The sequence below is a fragment of the Lacticaseibacillus styriensis genome (genome assembly GCF_030770295.1).
In the GTDB taxonomy this organism is placed as follows: Bacteria; Bacillota; Bacilli; order Lactobacillales; family Lactobacillaceae; genus Lacticaseibacillus; species Lacticaseibacillus casei.
Window position 1 is genome coordinate 1,030,472 of sequence record NZ_CP132483.1, and the last position, 22,328, is coordinate 1,052,799.

The 22,328-nt window shown below is 48.6% G+C and carries 21 protein-coding genes; 15 read left to right on the forward strand and 6 right to left on the reverse strand.

Going from position 1 to position 22,328, the window contains the following annotated elements:
• Positions 1-24: 24 nt before the first annotated feature.
• The 8 genes from gatC (at position 25) to LACSTY_RS05030 (ending at position 10,935) form a co-directional block, all read left to right on the forward strand.
• Entirely contained in the window at positions 25-321 is a 297-nt protein-coding gene (gene gatC, locus LACSTY_RS04995; RefSeq protein ID WP_087911900.1) for an Asp-tRNA(Asn)/Glu-tRNA(Gln) amidotransferase subunit GatC, read from the forward strand.
• Positions 322-324: 3 nt separating this feature from the next.
• Positions 325-1,779 (forward strand): Asp-tRNA(Asn)/Glu-tRNA(Gln) amidotransferase subunit GatA, encoded by a 1,455-nt coding sequence (gene gatA, locus LACSTY_RS05000; RefSeq protein ID WP_087911901.1) that lies wholly within the window; start codon positions 325-327, stop codon positions 1,777-1,779.
• Between the two features lies 1 nt (position 1,780).
• Positions 1,781-3,211, forward strand: coding sequence for an Asp-tRNA(Asn)/Glu-tRNA(Gln) amidotransferase subunit GatB (gatB, locus tag LACSTY_RS05005; RefSeq protein WP_087911902.1), 1,431 nt, complete (start codon positions 1,781-1,783; stop codon positions 3,209-3,211).
• A 218-nt stretch (positions 3,212-3,429) separates the two neighbouring features.
• A complete protein-coding gene (locus LACSTY_RS05010; RefSeq protein ID WP_087911903.1) occupies positions 3,430-4,464 on the forward strand; it encodes a diacylglycerol kinase in 1,035 nt (344 codons plus the stop codon).
• On the forward strand, positions 4,457-5,827 hold the full coding sequence (rlmD, locus tag LACSTY_RS05015; RefSeq protein ID WP_306390982.1) for a 23S rRNA (uracil(1939)-C(5))-methyltransferase RlmD: 1,371 nt from the start codon (positions 4,457-4,459) through the stop codon (positions 5,825-5,827). Before LACSTY_RS05010 ends, rlmD begins: the two co-directional genes overlap by 8 nt.
• Before the next feature lie 451 nt (positions 5,828-6,278).
• Entirely contained in the window at positions 6,279-8,330 is a 2,052-nt protein-coding gene (locus LACSTY_RS05020; RefSeq protein WP_087911904.1) for a glycoside hydrolase family 3 N-terminal domain-containing protein, read from the forward strand.
• Between the two features lie 464 nt (positions 8,331-8,794).
• Positions 8,795-10,018, forward strand: coding sequence for an MDR family MFS transporter (locus LACSTY_RS05025; RefSeq protein ID WP_225362714.1), 1,224 nt, complete (start codon positions 8,795-8,797; stop codon positions 10,016-10,018).
• Positions 10,019-10,122: 104 nt separating this feature from the next.
• Positions 10,123-10,935 carry a Cof-type HAD-IIB family hydrolase gene (locus LACSTY_RS05030; protein WP_087911905.1) on the forward strand — a complete coding sequence of 271 codons (813 nt, stop codon included), beginning with the start codon at positions 10,123-10,125 and terminating at the stop codon, positions 10,933-10,935.
• 71 nt (positions 10,936-11,006) lie between these two features.
• Here the strand turns inward: LACSTY_RS05030 and LACSTY_RS05035 are convergent, their stop codons facing one another.
• On the reverse strand, positions 11,007-11,882 hold the full coding sequence (locus tag LACSTY_RS05035) for a PPK2 family polyphosphate kinase (RefSeq protein WP_087911906.1): 876 nt from the start codon (positions 11,880-11,882) through the stop codon (positions 11,007-11,009).
• 122 nt (positions 11,883-12,004) lie between these two features.
• Here LACSTY_RS05035 and LACSTY_RS05040 point away from each other — a divergent pair, with 122 nt between their 5' ends.
• Positions 12,005-13,909 carry a M13 family metallopeptidase gene (locus LACSTY_RS05040; protein WP_087911907.1) on the forward strand — a complete coding sequence of 635 codons (1,905 nt, stop codon included), beginning with the start codon at positions 12,005-12,007 and terminating at the stop codon, positions 13,907-13,909.
• Positions 13,910-13,994: 85 nt separating this feature from the next.
• Here the strand turns inward: LACSTY_RS05040 and LACSTY_RS05045 are convergent, their stop codons facing one another.
• The 4 genes from LACSTY_RS05045 to LACSTY_RS05060 all read right to left on the reverse strand — a co-directional run bounded on the left by LACSTY_RS05045 (position 13,995) and on the right by LACSTY_RS05060 (position 16,813).
• Positions 13,995-14,450: a GNAT family N-acetyltransferase gene (locus LACSTY_RS05045; RefSeq protein WP_087911908.1), complete on the reverse strand. Its 456-nt coding sequence runs from the start codon at positions 14,448-14,450 to the stop codon at positions 13,995-13,997.
• Positions 14,451-14,575: 125 nt separating this feature from the next.
• Positions 14,576-15,448, reverse strand: coding sequence for a DegV family protein (locus tag LACSTY_RS05050; protein WP_087911909.1), 873 nt, complete (start codon positions 15,446-15,448; stop codon positions 14,576-14,578).
• A gap of 200 nt (positions 15,449-15,648) precedes the next feature.
• Positions 15,649-16,581, reverse strand: a complete 933-nt coding sequence (locus LACSTY_RS05055) for an SPFH domain-containing protein (protein WP_049173014.1) — start codon at positions 16,579-16,581, stop codon at positions 15,649-15,651.
• Positions 16,582-16,618: 37 nt separating this feature from the next.
• Positions 16,619-16,813, reverse strand: coding sequence for a hypothetical protein (locus LACSTY_RS05060; RefSeq protein WP_025012952.1), 195 nt, complete (start codon positions 16,811-16,813; stop codon positions 16,619-16,621).
• Positions 16,814-17,160: 347 nt separating this feature from the next.
• Between LACSTY_RS05060 and LACSTY_RS05065 the strand changes: the two genes are divergently transcribed.
• Positions 17,161-17,886, forward strand: a complete 726-nt coding sequence (locus tag LACSTY_RS05065) for a GH25 family lysozyme (protein ID WP_087911910.1) — start codon at positions 17,161-17,163, stop codon at positions 17,884-17,886.
• 129 nt (positions 17,887-18,015) lie between these two features.
• The gene (locus LACSTY_RS05070; RefSeq protein WP_049173017.1) at positions 18,016-18,372 is read left to right on the forward strand and encodes a YxeA family protein; all 357 of its coding nucleotides are present in this window, start codon (positions 18,016-18,018) and stop codon (positions 18,370-18,372) included.
• Between the two features lie 103 nt (positions 18,373-18,475).
• Here the strand turns inward: LACSTY_RS05070 and LACSTY_RS05075 are convergent, their stop codons facing one another.
• On the reverse strand, positions 18,476-18,832 hold the full coding sequence (locus tag LACSTY_RS05075) for a DUF4828 domain-containing protein (protein ID WP_087911911.1): 357 nt from the start codon (positions 18,830-18,832) through the stop codon (positions 18,476-18,478).
• A 208-nt stretch (positions 18,833-19,040) separates the two neighbouring features.
• Here LACSTY_RS05075 and LACSTY_RS05080 point away from each other — a divergent pair, with 208 nt between their 5' ends.
• The 4 genes from LACSTY_RS05080 to LACSTY_RS05095 all read left to right on the forward strand — a co-directional run bounded on the left by LACSTY_RS05080 (position 19,041) and on the right by LACSTY_RS05095 (position 22,286).
• Positions 19,041-19,994 carry a Gfo/Idh/MocA family protein gene (locus LACSTY_RS05080; protein ID WP_087911912.1) on the forward strand — a complete coding sequence of 318 codons (954 nt, stop codon included), beginning with the start codon at positions 19,041-19,043 and terminating at the stop codon, positions 19,992-19,994.
• 14 nt (positions 19,995-20,008) lie between these two features.
• Positions 20,009-21,313 carry a DEAD/DEAH box helicase gene (locus LACSTY_RS05085; RefSeq protein WP_087911913.1) on the forward strand — a complete coding sequence of 435 codons (1,305 nt, stop codon included), beginning with the start codon at positions 20,009-20,011 and terminating at the stop codon, positions 21,311-21,313.
• A 37-nt stretch (positions 21,314-21,350) separates the two neighbouring features.
• Positions 21,351-21,680: a PTS lactose/cellobiose transporter subunit IIA gene (locus LACSTY_RS05090; RefSeq protein ID WP_049173021.1), complete on the forward strand. Its 330-nt coding sequence runs from the start codon at positions 21,351-21,353 to the stop codon at positions 21,678-21,680.
• 183 nt (positions 21,681-21,863) lie between these two features.
• Positions 21,864-22,286, forward strand: a complete 423-nt coding sequence (locus tag LACSTY_RS05095) for a DUF3284 domain-containing protein (protein ID WP_087913240.1) — start codon at positions 21,864-21,866, stop codon at positions 22,284-22,286.
• Positions 22,287-22,328: the final 42 nt, after the last annotated feature.

A 22,328-nucleotide genomic window follows, 5' to 3' on the forward strand; every position in this document is an offset into this window, starting at 1 on the left:
AAAGAAAATGAAAGCGGGGATTGCATGATTTCTAAAGACAGTGTTGCGCATGTGGCCGGTCTGGCCAAGCTGCAATTTTCTGAAGCTGATTTGGAGAAGTACACCGATCAACTTGCGGAGATTCTGGATATGGTCGAACAGTTGGAGCAGGTTTCGACCGAAGATGTACCGGTCACCACGCAAAGTATTCATCTGGAGAACGTAATGCGTCCGGATGTTGCCAAGCCAGCGGAACCGGTTGCCGAATTGCTCAAGAATGTTCCGACCAAGAAGGGTACCTTGATTCAAGTGCCGGCGATTATTGATAAGGAGGACGATTAACGCGTGGATTACTTTAAGACCAGTCTCGATCAGCTTCATGAACAGTTGCTGACTGGTAAGTTAACCAGTCAGCAATTAGTTGACGAGACATTAGCCGGCATTGACAAAATCGACCCGGATGTTGCGGCTTTTCTTGCCATCAATGCAGACGGAGCCAAAAAGCAGGCAGCTGCTGTGGATGCTGCCGGAATTGATGCAGACCAACCGTTATCCGGGGTTCCGATCGCCATCAAAGACAACATCGTGACCAAGGGTGTGGTGACGACCGCAGCCTCCAAGATTCTGGCTAACTTTAATCCGATCTATAATGCAACCGTTGTCGAAAAACTCGCAGCAGCAGGTGCGATCAATGTTGGAAAAACCAATCTGGACGAGTTTGCGATGGGCTCTTCAACCGAAAACTCGGCTTTTAAGACAACCAAAAATGCGTGGGATTATACGCGCGTTCCGGGTGGTTCTTCAGGCGGTTCCGCGGCTGCTGTTGCTGCTGGTGAAGTGGTTGCTGCTTTGGGTAGTGATACCGGTGGCTCGATTCGTCAACCGGCCGCTTTTAACGGGATTGTCGGGTTCAAGCCGACATACGGCCGGGTTTCCCGGTGGGGGCTTATTGCTTTCAGTTCGAGTCTTGATCAGATTGGGACGCTGACTCGTAACGTTAAAGACGCGGCGCAGGTTCTGAATGTGATTGCTGGCCACGACGAACGGGATAGTACGACCGCTGACACACCGGTTCCTGACTATACCGAAAAGATTGGTCAGGCGATCAAAGGCATGAAGATTGCGTTGCCTAAGGAATACTTAGGTAAAGGGGTCGATCCGGCAGTTGCCGACAAGATCAAAGCGGCGGCCAATCAGCTTGAAGACTTGGGCGCCACGGTGACGGAAGTTTCACTGCCGCACACCCAATACGCTGTTCCGGCTTATTACATCATCGCCAGTTCTGAAGCTAGTTCGAACTTGCAGCGATTTGACGGGATTCGTTATGGGTTCCGCGCCAAGGACGTCCACAATATCGAAGACGTTTATGTTCGTTCCCGTTCTGAAGGTTTTGGACCTGAAGTTAAGCGGCGAATTATGTTGGGAACCTTTAGTCTATCTGCCGGTTTTTACGATGCTTACTTCAAAAAAGCCGGCCAAGTACGGACTTTGATTACCCGTGATTTTGAAGCTGTCTTTAATGATTATGATTTAATTATCGGACCGACAACACCAACCGTCGCCTTTAAAATTGGCGAAAAAGTTACCGATCCGGTCACGATGTACATGAATGATATTTTGACAATCCCGGTTAATTTAGCCGGCTTACCGGCAGCCTCCGTACCGGCGGGCTTCGTTGATGGGATGCCGGTTGGGTTGCAACTCATTGGCAAACCGTTTGCCGAAAGCACGATCTTCCAAGTTGCCGCAGCGTTTGAAGCACAAAACGACTACTTAGCACAGATCCCGGGAGGCAAATAAGATGAATTTTGAAACGACAATCGGACTTGAAGTCCACGTTGAATTAAAAACCAAGTCAAAAATGTTCTCGCCAGCGCCGGTGACTTATGGTCAGGAACCTAATACCGAAACGAATGTCATCGATTGGGGCTTCCCGGGTGTCTTGCCGAGTATTAACCGCGGCGCTTACCAACTTGGCATTATGGTCGCCTTAGCATTGCACGCGGATGTGACCCGCGAGACGCATTTTGATCGGAAGAACTATTTTTATCCGGATAACCCAAAAGCGTATCAGATTACCCAAAGTGAGAAACCGCTTGGGACAAACGGTTGGGTTGAAATTGAAGTCAATGGCAAGAAGAAAAAAATCGGCATTGCGGAACTGCACGTTGAAGAAGATGCCGGTAAAAACCAGCATGAAGACGACGGCTATTCCTATGTTGACTTGAACCGGCAAGGCACGCCGCTGGTCGAAATCGTCTCCAAGCCGGATATCACCAGTCCAGAAGAAGCGTATGCCTATCTTGAAACGCTTCGCCAGATTGTGCAGTTTACCGGTGCTTCCGATGTTAAAATGGAAGAAGGTTCCATGCGTGTTGACACCAACCTCTCCATTCGGCCAATCGGGCAAAAACATCTTGGCACTAAAACCGAAATCAAGAACCTGAACTCCTTTGTTCATGTTCGCGATGGGCTGGCATTTGAAGAAAAGCGCCAGCAGTCGGTGTTGCTTAGTGGTGGTGAAGTGCGTCAGGAAACCCGCCGTTGGGATCCGGATACAAAAGAGACCATTTTGATGCGGGTCAAAGAAGGCGCCGATGATTATCGGTACTTCCCGGAACCGGATTTACCGCCTGTCACGGTATCACAACAGTGGATTGACGAGGTTCAGGCATCGTTGCCACAACCACCGGCAGAACGGCGTGAGCATTACATCCAAGACTGGGGCATTCCAGCATATGATGCCGGCGTTTTGACCCAGACCAAGGAAATGTCAGACTTCTTTGAAGCCACCGTGGTGCAAGGTGCTGATGCCAAGCAGGCGTCTAACTGGCTGATGGGCGAAGTATCCGGCTATCTGAATGCCAAGCATATGGAGCTAGGCCAAGTTGCGCTGACTCCAGAGCATTTGGCAGGGATGATCAAGTTAATCGGTGACGGTACGATTTCCAGCAAGATGGCTAAGAAAGTCTTCAAAGAAATTATCCAACATGATACCGATCCTGATCATTGGGTTCGCGAAAAAGGCTTGATTCAACTGTCTGATCCGGCTAAACTAACCCCGATTATCACAGCAGTGTTGGATGATAACCAGCAAAGTATTGATGACTTTAAAGCTGGTAAGGACCGGGCAATTGGCTTTCTTGTGGGTCAGATCATGAAACAAACGCATGGTCAGGCCAATCCTAAAGTCGTCAACCAAATTCTGATGGCAGAGATCAAGAAGCGCTAATTCGTTTCAGTACTTGTGAACCATTAGCAAGTAAGCATACAATTGGTAAAGATTGACGGCGGTCCGGAGTGAATCACGGGGCCGCCGTTTTTCCGGTTTAGGCTAAGCTAAAATTTTTTGTCGCTATCAGATTTGGACATGCACCAACCGAATAAAGAGAACCCACAAGTTCGCAGCATTGCGCGTTAACTTGTGCACTGAAGGAGAGTCAATAAGCCATGAGAAAACGAGCGCGTTTGATTTACAACCCTACCTCCGGCAACGAAGGGCTAAAGCGTTTCGTTCCTGACATTTTAGATATCATGGAGCAAGCAGGTTATGAAAGCTCGACGTTCCAGACAACGCCGAAGCCTTTTTCCGCTCGCGAAGAAGCAAAACGCGCCACGGAAGCCGGTTTTGAACTGATTGTCGCGGCCGGTGGGGATGGGACGATTAATGAAGTTGTCAATGGCATCGCCCCGGCCAAGAAGCGACCGAAGATGGCGATCATTCCCGCTGGCACCACCAATGACTATGCCCGGGCACTACGAATTTCCCGGGATAATCCGGTTGAAGCGGCACGGGTGATTTTAAAAGGGCAGACGCTGGCGATGGACATTGGTCAGGCAAACCATCACTACTTCATGAACATCGCGGCAGGCGGCTTATTAAGTGAGCTTACCTATTCAGTGCCGTCTGAAGTTAAATCGATTTTTGGCTATTTTGCTTATGTGATCAAAGGAGCGGAAATGCTGCCGGCTGTTCGGACGATGCCGATGAAGCTGGAATATGATGGCGGCGTTTACGAAGGTCCGGCCAGCATGTTCTTTCTCGGTTTGACCAATTCGGTTGGCGGCTTTGAACAGATTGTGCCTGACGCTGCTTTGGGTGACGGTAAATTTTCCCTGATTATCGTCAAAACGGCGAATATGGCGAATTTGCTGAAGCTGATGGCGTTGGTGTTCAACGGCGGGCGGCATGTTGATGACCCAAACATTATTTACACCAAGACCAGAAAACTGAAAGTCAAAACCGGCGGCAATGAAACGCTTAAAATCAACCTAGATGGTGAATATGGCGGCGATGCCCCGATGACATTTGTTAATTTGAAGCAACATATTGCGATGTATGCTAATCTGGATGAAATCCCAACCAAGAATCTTGGGACGGATGCGCAGAAGCAAAAGGATTACATGGCAGAAGTCGAATCGATCTCGCATCGTGATATTGATGGTGATGGTCAAATCGGCTCACAAGATGAAAAGGATGACTAATTTGGCCCAACCAGCTGTTACCAAGAATCAGGATCTGGAAGTTACCATTCAGGATCTCACTTATGAAGGCATGGGCGTCGCAAAAGTCGCTGGCTTTCCACTGTTTATCGAAGATGCTTTACCTGGCGAAAAAATGCAGGTGCACGTGCTGAAAGTTCAAAAACAATACGGCTTTGCCAAGGTGGTCAAACGTTTAACCGATTCGCCTGATCGAGTCGCGGGCGCAGACGGTGCTTATATTCGCACAGGGATTGCGCCGCTGTCGATTTTGGCTTATCCGGCGCAACTGAAGTTCAAACAGCGCCAAATCGAAGAACTTTATAAAAAAGCCCGCTTAGCGATTGATGTTTTGCCCACCATTGGCATGAAGCATCCACTCGGTTATCGCAACAAAGCGCAGGTGCCGGTCCGCATGGTCAACGGTGAATTGCAAACCGGTTTTTATAAAAAACACAGCCATGATCTGGTGCCAATTGAAGATTTTCTGATTCAGGATCCTAAAATTGACCACGCCATTGTGGTTGTTCGGGATCTTTTACGAAAATACAAGGTGCCAGCATACGATGAGCGGACCAACCGCGGCGTTATTCGGAACATCATGGTTCGCCGCGGTCACGCCACGCGCCAGATGATGATCGTTTTGGTATCGCGCACATGGCAGGTGCCACACCTGAAAGATATTGTCGAAGAAATTACGTTGGCGTTGCCGGAAGTCACAAGCGTTGTGGTGAATTTAAACGATAAACGGACTAATGTCATCCTTGGCCGCAAGTCAAAAACGATTTATGGTCAGGATTATCTTTTGGATAAACTATTAGGCAGCGAATTTCAGATTTCGCCGGTTAGCTTTTATCAGGTGAATCCGGTTCAAACCGAAGTACTCTACACCCAAGCCATTGAAGCCGCGGGATTGACCGGTAAAGAAACTGTCATTGATGCTTATTCCGGTATCGGCACCATTTCGCTCACCATGGCGCGTCATGCCAAACACGTTTATGGCGTTGAAGTGGTTGAATCAGCGGTGCGCGATGCTCAGGCAAATGCCGCGCGAAACCATATTAAAAATGTGACGTTTGAAGTTGGCAAGGCCGAAGATGTGATTCAGAAATGGAAAGACGCTGACTTGCCGGTAGACGTCCTGATGGTTGACCCGCCGCGTAAAGGTTTGGACAAGAGCTTCATTGATGCGGTGGGTTACATGAAGCCGCCGAAGATCGTTTACGTTTCTTGCAATCCCGCAACATTGGCGCGGGATTTGCAATTGTTGGCAGGATTCGGTTACACCGCCAAGCAAACGCAGCCGGTGGACATGTTTCCTCAGACGCAGCATATTGAGAGCATTACGGCTTTGACGCTCGATTAATTTCGGGTGTAAGGTTTTTTATAAAGTATTTAACGCATAAGTATTTGCGAAAGCCAATCTTAGTGACGAAAATCGTCAATCTGAGATTGGCTTTTTTAATAGTGATTGCCTTATCTTATCATTAAAAATTAAATAGTTCTAAATCAATTATTGCTTGACACCATCAGCAATGGCGCATACGCTTACACTGTCGTTAATGGCTGGTATTTGCAAACTAAATGGGAGGGGATAACAAAATATTAATAACGTTTCAACTTTCGGTATAGTAATAGAAATGACTAGGAATTGCTAGTTTCCGAAAAGAATGAGCCTGTGCTTAATGATTCTCTAGACAACCGGATTTAGTGCACTGTCAAGTCTACCAGTTATTAGCGCTTGGCAGTCATCTCACCTGATAAAGAATATGATGTTAAGTATTTTTTGGGAGATTTGTGGAAGGAGAAGGACTTTCATGAAGAAGTTTGGCAAACGGGTGGCGTCCATACTTGGATGTGGCGTCTTACTTTTAGGATCAATTGGTCTATCTTCAAGTGCTTCAGTCGCTCATGCTGCTGGTGACCAACCGATTAGCGACGCGGAACTGAACCAGTACATTTCCAAGATGTCGCTTGATGAGAAAATCGGGCAGATGTTTGTTTCACGGACACCGCAAGACACAGCGCAGGCACGTGCCGATGTGGCGAAGTATCATCTTGGAGGCTTAATCGTTTACGGTGCTGATTTCACGAGCGTGGAAGGATCAACACCGGAGGCGGCACAAACAGCCTTTAAGAACAAACTGCAGAGCTTTCAGGATAGTGCTAAGTTACCGTTACTGATCGGCGTTGACCAAGAAGGCGGCAGTGTTTCGCGATTGAGTCAGAATCCGTTGATTGCGAATGGGCGTGCTTTTCCGTCACCACAAACCTTATTTGCTGAAGGCGGTATGGCAAAAGTGACCCAGGAAGCGCAGCAGGTTGGTACGATACTTAAGAATTTAGGCATTAACTGGAATTATGCACCGGTCGCTGACAGCACGGCTGATACCGATAGTTTCATTTATCCACGCACGATCGGTCAGGATTATACGGCAACAGCAGATTATATTTCACAGGTTGTTCCTGCATGGCAAAATACCGGCATTGCAGCGACCGTTAAGCATTTTCCGGGTTATGGTTCGGCAGTTGACACCCATACTGATTTTGCTGTTGTGACAAAATCGGAAGAAGCATTTGAAAAAGAGGATCTTCTGCCCTTTAAAGCAGGCATTGATGCTGGCGTTGATTCAATTATGATTGCCCATATTGTGATGCAATCCGTTGATCCGGTTTATCCGGCATCACTTTCCAAGAGCGTTGTTACTGACCTTCTGCGTGATAAACTCGGTTACAAAGGGTTGATCATTACGGATGCGTTGGGGATGGGCGCGATTACTAAATTTGCGGCCAGCCATAACAACGTTCCGGTTGACGTTCTGGCGGTAGCAGCCGGCAATGACTGCATTATGAACGATGATTATGCGACGGCCATTCCGCAAATTCACCAAGCTGTCACCAATGGCCAGCTTTCGGAACAGGCGATTGATCAGCATGTTTTCCGGATTTTGTCATTGAAGCGTAAGTTGGGGCTTTTAACTGCCGCACAACTCGAAACCAAACAGGTGCGGGTCGATAACGTGGCTTATGACCAAGCGAAAAAGACCGCAACTGTGTCGGGCACGGTTGTGGATAGTAACTGGCAAACCGGCGAGCCGCTGACGGTTAAAGACGATCAAGGGCATGTTGTCGCCACGGCTGATGTCGGTGCCGGCGGTAAATTCAACTTCACGATTCCGTTAACAGTAAAGGCGCAACAACTGACCCTGACCACGGGCTTGCCGGGGATTGAAGATGCACAGGTGACAATTGAACCGCTGCAAGCCGCGAAAGTCGATAAAACCGCGCTTCAGTCACTCGTGAACCAGGGCGCCGCCTATGCCGCCAATGATTACACCAGTGATTCTTGGGGTAAATACCAAGTCGCGCTGGCTGCTGCTAATCAGGTTTTGACGGATCAGGAGGCTACGCAAGCCGCGGTAGACCAAGCAGCGCAAACACTGCAGACAGCCATTACCGGGCTTGTTAAAGCTAATGTCAAAATCAATAAAGATGCTTTACAGCAACTGATTGACCAAGTCCTGGCATACGATGCTAAGCGATACACCAACAGTACCTGGACAAAACTGGAAGCGGCATTAGCTGCGGCCAAACAGGTTCTTGCTGATAAAAATGCGACGCAACCTGTCATTGATCATGCGGTCCAAGTGCTAAAAACGGCCGCAACCGGATTGGAAACTCAAGATACCGGAGCCGGGCAGCAAAAGAAAGTGGCCTTTACCGATAAAAAGTCGCCTAACAAAGTTCGCGGAGACAACAACGTGATGCCACATGCAGGCGAAAAAGTGGTTAACGGACTTGTGATACTCGGTGTCGTGCTCATTTTGACCACGGCGGGTATGATTTGGTGGCGTAAAGCACGCGACTAAAATGATCAGATAGTACGATTGCTTCTGGCAAGTTGTTTGGAAGATATGTTAACAAACAAGAGGCTGGTTCATAAAGCCTTGTCACAATAAAAAAGGTGAACATACTCTGCAATGATGAGTATATTCACCTTTTATTTCCCTGAGGTAATATGATGGCGTTATTTAAGATATGAGTGCCAAGGCGGAGCAATCGTAGGCCAGATGGGGCTCAGTGGTGAAAATTGTACTAGCCGGGCGATCTTCCCGGCGTAGTACAAGGCCGAGCTTAGAGACTCTGCCGGTTTTGCAGAGGCTCTAAGTCGTGCCCACCACGTTCCAGCCCCAGCTGGCCGGAGATTGCGGAGTTTGGCACGGCCGGGAACTTATTGCCTAAGATTTTTGGGCAAATCATGATAACCACCTAAATATTTGCTCATTCGTGTTGCCATTTTCCGCTCGTTTCCATTATCATCAGTAGCAGTGACATGAAATGGGGGAGTATTGTGCAACATAAGACCTTGGCCATGAAGTGGTTATTTTTGGGATCACTGATTACCAATACGGGTATTAGCCTGATTTGGCCGTTAACAACGATTTACATGCATGAATATTTGGGTGAGTCGCTGACCGTGGCTGGCATCGTTTTGTTTTTGAATTCGATGTTTATGGTTGTGGGCAATAGTCTCGGCGGCTGGCTGTTTGATCATTGGCAACCTTATGGCACCATTTTGGCCGGGATCGGCTTGAATCTTGGCGCAACCGCTTTGCTGATATTCTTTCATGGGTGGCCGGCATATCCGTTGCTGTTAGTCATCTCCGGTTTAGGCAGCGGGGTGACAGCCACAGCCATCAATTCTTATGCGACGCGCATTCGGGACAAGCGCCCGAGTGTTGTGTTTAATGTGCTCTATTTTACGTCAAACCTTGGCCTTGTTATCGGTACTCTGATTGTCGGCTTTGTTTTACCTTATGGCATTGCCATGGTCTTTGCGTTGGCAGCCGGTTTATTTGCCATCTTTTTGGTAGTCGCACTGTGGCACTATCGCATTGAAAAGGTGACGATCACGGCGTCTGCCAAGCAGGTGACCCAAGAAGGCCGGAATCCGGCGCGGCCACGTCTGGTGATGTTGATGGTGACACTATTTGTGACGTGGTTGATGTACGAGCAGTGGCAAAGTAACATTTCTGCCTTTATGCTAAGTGAAGGGCTCACGATTAAGGATTACAGTTTCTTATGGACCATCAACGCGTTATTGATTGTGTTGTTCCAGCCGATTTTGACAGCATTTGATCGCTGGTTGTTGAAACATATTCGGTTACGCTTGGTCGTTGGCTTTATCTTGTTTGCCGGATCGTTTTTAATTTTATTGAATGGTTCTGGTGCCTACCCGACGTTCATTGTTGCGATGATCGTTTTGACGGTAGGAGAAGTTCTGGCGTTGCCGGCGGTTTCGACTTATGTGACGTTGTTTACGCCGCTTGGGCAACAAGGCCGTTATCAAGGATTGATTCAGGGATTTGCCTCCGCGGGCCGGGCTCTGGGACCGCTGTTGGGCGCGATGATTATTGAGGGAACTAGCAGTTATCGCCTGCTCTTCGTCAGTGCGACGGGGTTGATTCTTTTGGCAGCATTAGGCTTTGCCTTTACGGTTCGGGAGAGCATTCCTGCGCTGAATGATCCGTTACATCCAGCGGCGAATAGCAGATAGCGCTTGACAAGGTCAGTTGCCGCTTGAAATGATGAGGGTGCGATGTTTCCGGTTACCTTTTTGAAAATGTTCGGTTCATCCTGATCGGGAAGGGAGATTTTTTCTTGCGCTATCGTTTGATTTTGAGTGATATTGATGGCACGTTGCTGAATTCGCAACATCAGCTGACGGCGGGGGTTAAACAGGCAATTCAGGCTTATGTTGATGCGGGTGGGATTTTCGTCTTGGCGTCAGCCCGTCCTCCGTTGGCGATGACAGCATTGGCCCGCCAAATGGGACTGGAAGTGCCGCTGGTCAGTCTGAACGGTGCTTTGATTGGTCAGCCAGAAGGTGAGCAGCTTCGGATATTAGCGGCAACCTCATGGCCGGAAGGGGTTGGGCCTCGTGTCTATCACGCTTTATCGACGCTTCCTCTGAGTTTGAACGTGTTCAGCGGCACGCACTGGTATGTTGCTGCTTTTGATAAATGGACCGATCAGGAAAACGCAATCACTGATATAATGCCGACAACCGCACCGATACGGGACATGTTGCGTGATAACTTATTGGTGCAGAAAATGCTATGCATGGGCGATCCGGCGATAGTGGATCGTGCTGAGAAAATCGTTTTGGCGCATCCGGAATGGCAGCTGGTTGCCAGCCGGTCGAAGGCAACTTATCTGGAAATTGTGCGGCATGGTGTTTCGAAAAAATCGGCTTTAAAAACGCTGAGCTCGCTGTACAACGTTCCGATACAGGAGACGATGGCGCTGGGCGATGGTGAAAATGATCTGCCTATGTTGCAGGCCGCTGGGTTAGGCGTGACCTTAGCCAATGCCTTGCCACAAGTGTCAGCTGTCATTAAAACAGTTGTACCTGATAATGATCACGATGGCGCGGCCGTTGCGATTCAACGATACGCCATGGGTGAAACGTAATAAAACCCCCTCAACTTCGGAAGTCATGAAGTTGAGGGGTTTTATTTAAAACAGTTTCAAATAAAATAAATCTAATCTCTTAAATCAGCCACGGCCTGAACCAGCCCCTGCTTTTGCGCTTCCGAGATGACCGGATACTTAAGCGGCAGGGCGGTCACTTCGCGATTGATAATCTGCGAAACCGCCAAGCGTGAGTACCATTTGTCATCAGACGGAATAATGTACCACGGATTTTTCTTGGTGGCAGTGTGCTGAATGGCCTCTTGGTAAGCCTTTTGATAGTCGTCCCAATAGCGCCGTTCGCGAATATCGGCCAGTGAGAACTTCCAGTTTTTCTCCGGAATTTCGATGCGCTTGAGGAAGCGGTCTTTTTGCTCGGCTTTGGAAATATGCAGGAAAAACTTTAAAAGTAAGATGCCGTTGCGGCGTGCGTATGCTTCGAGTGCCTTAATGTCATCAAAGCGTTCTGTCCACAAGTCGTCATGCACATCGGAAACCGAATCGATACCGGGAAGATTTTCTTTCAGTAGTAGTTCTGGGTGAACTCGATCGACGAGCACCTCTTCATATTGCGATCGATTGAAAACCGTTAACTCGCCGCCAGCCGGGAAGGCGTTATGAATGCGCCACAAAAAGTCATGGCTTAATTCCAATTCAGTAGGCACCTTGAACGACACAACCGTTGTTCCTTGGGGATTAATTCCGGACATCACGTGCTCAATCATGCTGTCTTTCCCGGCTGCATCCATCCCTTGAAAAATAATGAGAACGCTGTATTGCTTCTGCGCGGCTAGATGTTCTTGCACCTTCGACAGTGTCTTGATGTTATGCTCGATATCTTCCTTGATTTTGTCCTTTTTGTTCTTAAATTCATCTGGTGGTGCCGTGGCGAATGCCTTAATGTCAAACGTGCCAGTTCCGTCGAAACGGTATTTTTCTAATGTCATTTAATCACCCTCACTATTTGCTTATTTTCAACATAGTGGTTCCAAGCGTGATGTGCAAGTGATTGACGCTCCTTGTGTTTAAACCTATGCTAAACTTACGATCAAGAAACGAGGGGATTTCAATGGCTTTACCACGGATTCAGGATGATTTGTACATGGCGATTAACGGCGCGTGGCAAGAGAAAACGCAGATTCCACCAGATAAGAGCGTTGTTAGTGCGGATAGTGATTTATCGGACGAGATTCGCACGAAGCTGGTGGCCGATTTAAGAAAGATGGCGTTGACAGGAAGTGACACCGTGTCGCCGTTACGGTATGCCGCCCGGTTATTCGCAAAGGCTGATGACAAAGCCAAGCGGCAGCAGTTGGGGATTGATCCTGTGCGCACGCGCGTCCAGACACTGGTAAAGCTTAAAACCTTAGATCAGTTTCGGGCAGCGATGGCGACGCTGATAGCCGAACAATACGTGTTGCCGGTGACGTCGTATATCGATGCCGATATGCATGATGCTGAGCACAATATTTTAAATCTGAGTGGTCCGGATACGATTTTGCCTGATGCTGCGATGTATCGTAATGGTGATGCGGAAAACGCCGCTGATCTAGCAGCCTGGTCGAAAATGGCGACGGCCATGTTGGGAGCTGCAGGTTTCAGTGAAAGTGACCAAAAAGATTATGTTGAAGCGGCTAAGCGGTTTGACCGACGCTTGGCAGCGGATGTGCCGGATAATGTTGATTTAGCCGTGGATAGTACCTTTGACAATCCGATGACGTGGCAAGCATTTGAGGAAGCTGCCGGATTCTTGGGTATCCCCCAGGCCTTTGCGGATTTAATGCCGCAAACGCCGACCAAGGTTAATGCCGTGGTCCCGAATTACGTGCCGAACCTACCAACACTTATCACGGCCGACAATTATCCCGAGTGGCATGCGTGGATGGTGATCAACGAATTGTTGTCTTGCGCAACTTACCTAAGCGATGATCTACGGCAGCTCGCCGGACAATACGATCGTTTCTTGGCGGGGCAGCCTGAGGCGTCATCATGGACCAAGCATGCTTTTGGCATTGCCAACGAATATTTTGACGATGTGATCGGTCAATATTACGGTCAAACTTATTTTGGTGCCGATGCAAAGGCAGATATCACCGCGATAGTCGAACAGATTCTTGCGCAGTACCGCGTTCAACTCGAGAACAATACCTGGCTGAGTTCGACGACCAAGCAAAAAGCGATCCGCAAGTTGGCCACCATGAAGGTGAAGATGGGATACCCCGATCAGCTCTTTTCACTGTATGACCACTTGACGGTAGATGCCGATGACGATTTACTGACAGCCATTCTTAAGTTAAGCAGCCAGACACAGCAATTTTGGTTTAAGCAGGTAGGCCAACCGGTAGATCGCAATGAGTGGAACATGCCAGGCCATCTGGTGAATGCCAGTTATGACCCATTGAAAAATGACATCACATTTCCGGCCGGGATTTTGCAGCCGCCTTATTACGCGCTTAATTGGACAAAAGCACAGAATCTTGGCGGTACTGGCGTGACCATTGGCCATGAGATTTCACATTCATTCGATAATAATGGAGCGCTGTATGATGAGTACGGGAATCTGCACAACTGGTGGACGCCAGCCGATAAGCAGGCTTTCAATCAACTGGTTAAAGCGATGGCGGCGCAATTTGATGGGCGGACGTATGAAGGTGTTAAGGTTAATGGCAAGCTGACAGTGAGTGAAAACATGGCGGATAACGCAGGGATGGATGTCGCGTTGGCTTTGCTTGGCGAACATCCTGACGCCAAGGATCTGCAGGCATTTTTCACGACCTATGCCCGTTCATGGGCTACCAAAATGCGGCCAGAGCGAGTTAAAACGCTGTTACGTCAGGATGTCCATGCGCCGGCTGCGTTACGCGTGAATGTGCCAGTCCAGAACTTTCCGGCGTGGTACCAGGCTTTCCATGTACAACCGCAAGATGGCATGTATCGGCAGCCACAGAAGCGATTGACGATCTGGCATCGTTGATTTTCAAACGAAAGTGTTTTAAATGAAACATAATTGACAAAAAAAGGCCGGCTCTCATCACTGATGACAAGAGCCGGCCTTTTTTCTATGTGTCAGGAATTGCATGATGATAATGCAGCCATCCGGTTTCCCGTTCACCGATCTGGTCATATAGATGCTGGGCGCCTAGGTTGCTGGTGCGGGTCTGCCAGTTGGCACTCGCAAAGCCCTCATCGGCTGCCAGCTCAAATGCTGCGGCCATGAGTTGCCGCGCCAGTCCGCGGCGCCGAAACTTGGGTGCAACATAGACGTCGTTGATGATGAGCACCGGTTTTAACGTTCGCGTATCAAAGCTGCGATATAAAATGGCAAAACCAGCCAACTGCTCATTGTGTTCTGCGACTAACAAATAACCAAGCCCAGGGTCGTCACGCAAACGTTCGAGATGTGCGGCCATTGCCGGTGAATCGATCGTTAGCGGTACTGGGCTGTCGTGATAATAGCCTTGGACAAGTGGTAATAGATGCGGTATATCTTCTGGCATTGCGCGTCGTGTCGCCATAACGAGTAACCTCCTTGTTTAAAAATATGGCATTTTCAGATTTCCAATTGGTGAAATTGCTAGAGAGGTATTGTGGCGTTTTTTTTTAAAACACAAGCATATGTGACGGTTGGTGTTACCGATCATTACTGCCGATCTTCCGTTGCCATCGAGAAAACCGCGACACAGCCGAAGCCGGTGTGGCTGGCAATCGTCGGACCGATGTTGCCGATTTGCAGGGGTGTTTCTGGCGACGCTTCGTGAAGTCGATCTTTGATAAAGTTGGCTGCCTCTTGATCACCGGACGTGGAAATAATGACGCGGTGCTGCGGATTTTCCTGAATGGCTTTTAAGGTTTCGTTAGCCAAGTCGATGAGTGAACGTTTGCGGGCGCGAACTTTTCGAACGACGCGTAGCTTTCCTTCAGTATCAACATCCATCACCGGCTTGATATTCAACATGGTGCCCAATGCTGCCGACGTTCGGGAAACTCGGCCGCCATGGTAAAGAAAATCAAGCTTGTCAACTGTGAACCACATCCGATAGTCAAGTCGGTGATCGGTTAGCCATTTTGCTAATTCATCGATCGGCATGCCGACATCGCGTTTATCAATGGCATCAAGGACAAACTGGCCTTCACCGGCACACGCGGCCAAAGTGTCAACCAAGTAAATCTGGGCGTCCGGATACTTTTCCAGCAACATGGCTCGCGCTTGGGTGGCCGAGTTGAAAGTTCCGCTCAGGCCGCTGGAAAAGCCAATGTAGAGAATGGGCGTTTTCGCCTTGACGTAAGGCGTGAAAAAGTCAACAAACTGCCCGACGTTAACCTGCGTCGTGGTCGGCATGACATTCTGCTTGAGCTGCTGATAAAAGGCGTTGATATCATAGTGATCTTCGCCAAGATCGTCTTCGTATTCCACACCATCAATCGTAAAGTGCATCGAAACGAAATCGACGTGATGATCATGCAATGTCTGATAAGGAAGATCACAACAAGAATCGGTTAAGAGTTGATACATGGACTCACCTCAAAATACCCGACGAATAACGGGTTTATTAAAATCAATACTACGCTGTTTGACCTGGTTGCGAAAGTGAAGGGGCTGTTACCAACATAACGTAGGTCAAAGTGGTTAAAAATTCGGGGTGCTCTGATGGCGTTAAATTTACCCAGAACTAAAAAGTCGAAGGGCAACTTGTGCGATTCGACTTAAAAGACTTAATTTTCTTTCGTATCTTTCGCATCAGACGTTTGGTTAAACAACTTGCCTAACGCCGGCAAAGTGCCTAATGAATCAATAGCCGTGCTTGGCAAAACAACCGTGTTGGCCGTGCCTTTAGCCAAGGCTTCGATGGCTTCAACATTTTTATACTTCAAATATAAATCGCCATTGTCGATCAACCCGGCATTGATTGAGTTGATTTGATCCTTAACGGCAGCAGCGATTAACCGTTGACTTTCCGCGTGGCCCTGAGCTTGGAGAATCTGGGTTTGCTTATTGGCTTCGGCTTCCAAAATGGCTGCCTGCTTTTCACCTTCAGCTTTGGCAATCGCTGCTTGCTTGTGGCCTTCTGCTTCCATGATGTTAGCTTCCTTTTCCCGTGAAGCCCGGAGTAGTTTGTTCATGGAATCCTGAATCGTGGCATCTACCTGAATGGAATCAATGTTGACCCGGTCGACATTCAAGCCATAACCGGCAGTTGTTTCAGCAATTTGCTGAAACAAGGTTTGGTTAATGGTCTCGGTGCCGTTTAAAACATCGTTCAGATCCATATTACCGATAATCCCACGCAAATTGGCCCGGGTATCCTGAACCATTGAAAGGACGGAATCTTTGTTTTGGTAAACATAGGCGTTGACATCGGTAATGTGATACTTAAGTGTTTCGGAAATCCGCACGACAACGTTATCTTTTGTGATGACTTCCTGCTCGTCAACTTTTAACGGAATCTGCTTCATGTTGACAATTTCGGTGATGCGATAGATAAACGGCGGTACCACATGAAAACCAGGCTGCAGCGTTGCCACATACTTACCAAGTCGCTCGACGATGCCAACTTCACCAGTATGGATAATGGCAACGCTGGTGAAAAGCACAGCGATGACAATGACTAAAACAATCACTGCGATTGAAATAAGAACAACATTCATATACAAGACCCCCCATGAGTCAAAACTGCTCTAAGGCTTAATATTTTAAGCGATGTTCCGGTTTAACGACGCCGAGGAACAAAGGTGAAACCGCATTCACAACAACCAAATCGCCAGCCGCAGCATCATCATTGACGCGATAATGATAATGAATCCCATACAGCGTTATCTCGCCTTGTCGCGCCGAGGTTGGCAAAATAAAGGTGGTTCCTAAAAGCCGATCATCAAGCATTGGCGTCGCTCCTTTCCAAATGTATCCAGATTAATAATGGCGGCTGACCCTAACCATTATCATCACAAGCTAATTCTAAAGCACGGTTAGTGGAAAGACAATCAGGACGGCTCAGCGACAGTAAGCTTTATGGTGAGGATTGTTGCGATATTGATAAAGCGCTGAATCGGGGTTTTAGCATGCGCCGTAAAATACCGGGTTACCGTAGTAAAAATTGCATTTTGTATGTTCATGGGCAAGAATTTTCTAACCCTATTATCCGAAAAACGTTTGACTTTGTTACAATAGGACCAATCAACGCGACCGTTTGCCTTTAAAAAGGGGTGCGGCGATAAGGGAGGATTTTTTTGCGAAGTCGGCGGGTCATTTATGCAGATACTTATCGCCATCGGTGGCATCGGTGGTTATTCGTCGCCGGTGGCATACTGGTTGTCTTGTTGCTGGTAGGATGGTGGTTGCAGCGCAATCCGCGACCGGATCCGTCAACATACCCCATTTTGGGCGTGCGGTTGGACCAGACAGACGGGGTTCAGGATTTTGATCGTTTACGCGCCAGTAAAGTCAGCTTTGTTTATCTCAAAGCGACGGAAGGCAGCAGCTATTTTGATGACAATTTCAATACGAATTTTAACCAGGCGACCGGCAGTCGGTTAAGCATTGGCGTCTATCATGTTTTCAGTTTTGAAACCACACCACAAGCCCAAGCAGTTCAGTTCGAGCGAAAAGTCGGATCAAATATTGGCGATCTTCCCATCGGCATTTATTTAAGTTATTACAGTGAGCGAAAGCCGAGTGCTGCATGGCTGACTCAGCATTTGAATGCGTTTATAACGACCATTCAGCAGCAATATCATCGGCCGGTATTATTGATGGGAAGCCCTGATATTTTGGGAAAAGTCAAAACGGTTGCACCTCAAGCACCACGGTGGTTCGTGAGCGACAAACAGCCGGCGCAAAAGGGCAACTTTTGGCAATATACTGCAGGTGCCCGTATCCCCAACGGACCGCAAGCAACTTATCGCGCTGCCGTATTTATGGGAAAGCGAAGCAGATTTTTGCGACTGGCGCAATAGGCGCTCAATTGCGCAATCATCCTGACCATTCGCAAAACACGCTGATCTAACAAAACTGTTCGTTAAATGTTCGCCGAAACTATCCTCGATTGTGGCATATTGGGCCATACTAATAGCGAGGTGAACAGGATGAAAAAAGTACTGATCGGCCTGGTCGTGCTGGTTGTACTCGTTTTTGGCGGTTTAAAGATTTTTGAAATCACCAATTATGGCGGCACCACGTACTACACAAAAATTACCAACACTGGTCAGCGAGTCACCAATCGTGATAATGAAGGCAACAAGCACACGATTTATGCTTACGATCTGCCTGGCTTTGACGAGCGAGGCGGCTTACAACAGTTGAAGTTTAATGCGAATCGAGATCGTCCGTTAAGAAAAAATGCGTTTCTGAAAGTCACCTATAATGATAAAAAAGGCGTCACCAGTTGGGAAAGCATCTCACGTTCACAGGTTCCCAAAGCAGCGTTGGCCAAGCTTGAGTAGGCCATCACAAAAAGACAGCAAAAAGTGCCGGTCCGCAATGGATCGGCACTTTTTTGGGTATTAGCGTAAATCGGCTTCTGCGCCAGCGAATAGTTGTTGCTTGTCACGCACTTGGAATAATAATGGCATAGGTGGCGTCTTCAGCTTCGTCATAAATGGTCTGTGGGCCATTGTCGTCTGCTGTGATGACCAGTTTGTACCCATAATGATCAAGAAATGTCAGCTCGTTAATGGTAATCCCGACCACTTGCCCTGGCAGGATTTTATTGTCGATTGCGATCTGCAGCTGCGGCGAGATCGCTAGCGAGTGGGTCTTGTTGGTCTGTTCATCAAGAAAAGCAAAGCTTCCCGTGAAGTTCTTTGCCAATGCCATTGCCGGATTCGGTGCTTTGCCCTTATCCTTGTGATGATGACCGCGGTGCGCGAGTGCAGATTTCAACCCGCGTAAAAAACTCGCCATGTTTTCGACCTCCCATTTTTATCTATGCTTAGTCTACCATGAGATTTTTATTTAGTGGTTACAGTGGTGCTGTTTTTCTGTTACTGGGCTGTTACAATAATCATGAGCGGTTCTGATGACCTTTAATTTAGGCCATGGTTGAATCAAAAAAGAACGTGCACAGTCGCGGATGAATGCGGCTGTGATCATGTTTGAAGGAGGATGTGCCATGTTGAAACTCGGCGTGATCGGAACAGGATGGATCACCAAGCAATTCGTGGCTGCAGCAAAGGCCACCAATGCCTTTGAGCTGACGGCAGTTTATTCGCGACACGAAGAAAGTGCCCAGTCATTCATCGACCAGACGGCACCTGCAACGGCGTATACGAAGATGGACGATTTTCTGGGCAGCGATGTGGATGTGGTGTATATTGCCAGTCCTAATAGTCTGCACGCCTCGCAAGCGTTGGCGGCACTTGACGCCGATAAGCACGTGATTGTTGAAAAGCCATTAGTTGCAACAGCCATGGAATTTGAAAAATTAGATGAAGCGTTGCGCAAAAAGCCACAACTGTATCTTTTTGAAGCTGCGCGCCACGTCTATGAGCATAACTTCCAGGTTGTCAACGACTTCACCCACCGCCAGCAAATCGATGGCGCGACCCTCACGTATATGAAGTATTCGTCCAAATATGATGCTTTTTTGGCTGGCAAATTACCGAATGTTTTCAACCCCGAGTTCGCAGGCGGTGCCTTAATGGATCTGGGCATTTATCTGGTTTACGATGCCGTTGCGTGGTTCGGGGTTCCTGACAATGCCGTTTACCTGCCGCATTTTCTTAAAAGCGGCGTTGATGGTGATGGTGTAGCGCGGTTGGATTATGGTGACTTTTCTGTTACATTAATCACCGGCAAAACGACCAATAGTTCGCTGCCATCGGAGATTTATTCCGGCAGGCAGACCCTGACGATGGATAATGCAGCGGAACTTGAGACGATTAAACTTGACGATCAGGTTTTAAGTACCAAAAAGCTGGATAATCCAATGGAAGCGGAGGCTGCTTACTTTGCCAAGGCAATTACCGGTCAGGATCGGAATGCCTTTGATAAAGCTTGGCAACTCGCCAAGGAAGTACACCAAGTTATGTCGATTCTGCGGACTTCCGCTAATCTGGACTTTTAGTGAGGACGATCATTTTGACAATTGCAACCCCGTTTCAAAAACGGTGGCAGGCTGATGGCTTTACCGAACAAACGCCGATTCAGGCTGCTGTTTATCAGCCGCTAAAAACCGATGAAGATGTGATTGGCTTGGCACCAACCGGATCAGGTAAAACGCTGGCATTTGGCTTACCGCTATTAGAAAAAATCGTGCCGGGTGATGGCCTTCAGCTGCTTATTTTGGCACCTTCGCAAGAGTTGGCCATCCAGACGCGCGACGTGTTAACGCCTTACGCGCAAGATATCCATGTCAACGTTCAAGGCATTATCGGTTCGGCGAACGTGAAGCGGCAGTTGACGCGGCTTAAAGAAAAACCGGAAGTGATTGTGGCGACAGCAGGACGTTTGTTGGAACTGATTCAATCGCATAAGTTAAAGCTGGCCGGTTTGCAAACATTGGTCGTTGACGAAGCCGATGAGATGTTGCGGGATCCCGGCTTTGCGCAGGTTCGGGAAATCGCTGCGGCAGCTCCGGCCGAAACGCAGTTGGCATTTTTCTCCGCCACGCCAAGCCCTTATTTCAAGGAAATGTCTAAGTGGTTTGGCAAAACGCCTAAATTGATTGATGTCCGTGCCATCGACAAGACGCAAGGAACGGTTCGGCACCTTTTCTTGCAAACCGATCGCGCGCATCAAATCGATTGGTTGCGCACGCTGGCCCACACCGATGGCTTCAAGGCACTGGTTTTCTTCAATCAAAATGCCTCGTTAGAACGGGCTGCCGGCATTTTGCGCCATCAAGCCGTACGCTTTGCCGTATTATCGCGGGAAGGCCGCCAAACCAGCCGACAAAAGGCCTTAACCGATTTTCGGCATGGTCGCGTGACTTTGTTGTTAGTGACCGATATGGCAGGCCGTGGGTTGGATATTCCCAAGCTACCGGCCGTGGTGAACTTTGATCCGCCAAAGCGAGCCGAAGTGTATATTCATCGCGCCGGGCGCACCGGCCGCATGGGTGAGTCAGGGATGGTCGTGACCTTGGGGGATGATCATGATCGCCGTGACTTGGCCAAGCTGGTACCGCAATATGGGATTCACCGGGCGTATATGGTCGATGGAAAGTTAGTCGACACGCCACCAACACCATCGGCAGACACGCCAAAAGACAGCGCCACCGTTGATTCAGCAGCTCAAGTACCTAAGCAAAAGTCAGCACGAAAAATGCTTAAGAAAGAGCAGCCAGCTGAAGCAGCTGATCCGGGCGAGAAGCCGCATCGCAAACATAAAAAAAATCGCGTGCGGGATCGGCGGAATAAAGGTAAGCATAAGAAACAGCCATGAGACAAAATCAGCGGTATGATAAGGACGGAGGGCAGTCATGGAAAGTATGAAGGCGGAACAAATGGCTGCTATGATGACGCTGATGAGTGCAGCCGGTGATGCGCAGAAAGCGACGATGGCAGCGATTGATGCAGCCAAAGCCGATCAAATCGAACGCAGCCGCAAACTTTTGAAACACGCGGATGCGAAGCTGAAGCAAGCTCATCAAGCCCAGACCCAAATGCTGACGTACGAGGCACGAGGTCAAAAAGTTGACGTCACCTTATTAATGGTGCACAGTCAGGATCATCTTATGAGTGCCATGACAATTCGTCGCCTTGCCGATGAGATTATTGATCTTTACCAGCAAGTCCATGCCCAAAAGTAAAACGGGTGGCTGTGGCAGGTATCAGCATAACCGTCGTCACCATAACGCGCTCGTCGGCGCAGGGGTCTGCGTGTAAGGACCTTGGTCGCAATGGCCTAAGCCCGGGCCATCACGCCCAAGGCCACTTACACTCCGACCCCTAAGCGCGCCGGCTCACGCTCACAAGCAAGAGAGGTAATCCCCATGAAAATTGAAAAGACATTACAGACACCGGCAGCATTTTTATATAGTAAAATCGTAGCGCCGGTCCAAGCCGATATTATCGCAGCTGGCCATCAGCCAGTTGATATGGCTGAGCTTGGTGGTTTTACCTACCGCAAGCAGTTTCCTGATGGTGAATGGGCACAGGTGAAAGTCACACAAAATGTGATCAATCGCGAATTTGCGATGCTGACGATGACGCGCTTCTCACGGTTCAAAGTCCGTTATTTGATCACACCGTTGAGTGCCGCGGCCAGTCGCGTTCAGGTGAGTGAAACCGTTCAGCCGATCAACTGGGTTGCCCAGCTGAAGCAAATGATCACTGAGCTGCTCGTAGGCCACAAGCGCCGGCGCAACGTTGGGCGAATGCTCGACTCGATTGAACGGTCGTATCGAACTGCTTAACAAGTAAGCTACGCGTTGAACCATTGTTACTAGCAATGAAAG

What these genes read in the sequence shown, in the direction of transcription:
- LACSTY_RS05080 (WP_087911912.1), top strand. Translation starts at nt 19,041, where the DNA reads ATGTTGAAACTCGGCGTGATCGGAACAGGATGGATCACCAAGCAATTC.
- LACSTY_RS05070 (WP_049173017.1), top strand. Translation starts at nt 18,016, where the DNA reads ATGAAAAAAGTACTGATCGGCCTGGTCGTGCTGGTTGTACTCGTTTTT.
- LACSTY_RS05045 (WP_087911908.1), bottom strand. Translation starts at nt 14,450, where the DNA reads ATGGCGACACGACGCGCAATGCCAGAAGATATACCGCATCTATTACCA.
- LACSTY_RS05075 (WP_087911911.1), bottom strand. Translation starts at nt 18,832, where the DNA reads ATGGCGAGTTTTTTACGCGGGTTGAAATCTGCACTCGCGCACCGCGGT.
- LACSTY_RS05055 (WP_049173014.1), bottom strand. Translation starts at nt 16,581, where the DNA reads ATGAATGTTGTTCTTATTTCAATCGCAGTGATTGTTTTAGTCATTGTC.
- LACSTY_RS05095 (WP_087913240.1), top strand. Translation starts at nt 21,864, where the DNA reads ATGAAAATTGAAAAGACATTACAGACACCGGCAGCATTTTTATATAGT.
- LACSTY_RS05050 (WP_087911909.1), bottom strand. Translation starts at nt 15,448, where the DNA reads ATGTATCAACTCTTAACCGATTCTTGTTGTGATCTTCCTTATCAGACA.
- gatB (WP_087911902.1), top strand. Translation starts at nt 1,781, where the DNA reads ATGAATTTTGAAACGACAATCGGACTTGAAGTCCACGTTGAATTAAAA.
- LACSTY_RS05025 (WP_225362714.1), top strand. Translation starts at nt 8,795, where the DNA reads ATGAAATGGGGGAGTATTGTGCAACATAAGACCTTGGCCATGAAGTGG.
- LACSTY_RS05090 (WP_049173021.1), top strand. Translation starts at nt 21,351, where the DNA reads ATGGAAAGTATGAAGGCGGAACAAATGGCTGCTATGATGACGCTGATG.
- LACSTY_RS05040 (WP_087911907.1), top strand. Translation starts at nt 12,005, where the DNA reads ATGGCTTTACCACGGATTCAGGATGATTTGTACATGGCGATTAACGGC.
- LACSTY_RS05010 (WP_087911903.1), top strand. Translation starts at nt 3,430, where the DNA reads ATGAGAAAACGAGCGCGTTTGATTTACAACCCTACCTCCGGCAACGAA.
- LACSTY_RS05060 (WP_025012952.1), bottom strand. Translation starts at nt 16,813, where the DNA reads ATGCTTGATGATCGGCTTTTAGGAACCACCTTTATTTTGCCAACCTCG.
- rlmD (WP_306390982.1), top strand. Translation starts at nt 4,457, where the DNA reads ATGACTAATTTGGCCCAACCAGCTGTTACCAAGAATCAGGATCTGGAA.
- LACSTY_RS05035 (WP_087911906.1), bottom strand. Translation starts at nt 11,882, where the DNA reads ATGACATTAGAAAAATACCGTTTCGACGGAACTGGCACGTTTGACATT.
- gatC (WP_087911900.1), top strand. Translation starts at nt 25, where the DNA reads ATGATTTCTAAAGACAGTGTTGCGCATGTGGCCGGTCTGGCCAAGCTG.
- LACSTY_RS05020 (WP_087911904.1), top strand. Translation starts at nt 6,279, where the DNA reads ATGAAGAAGTTTGGCAAACGGGTGGCGTCCATACTTGGATGTGGCGTC.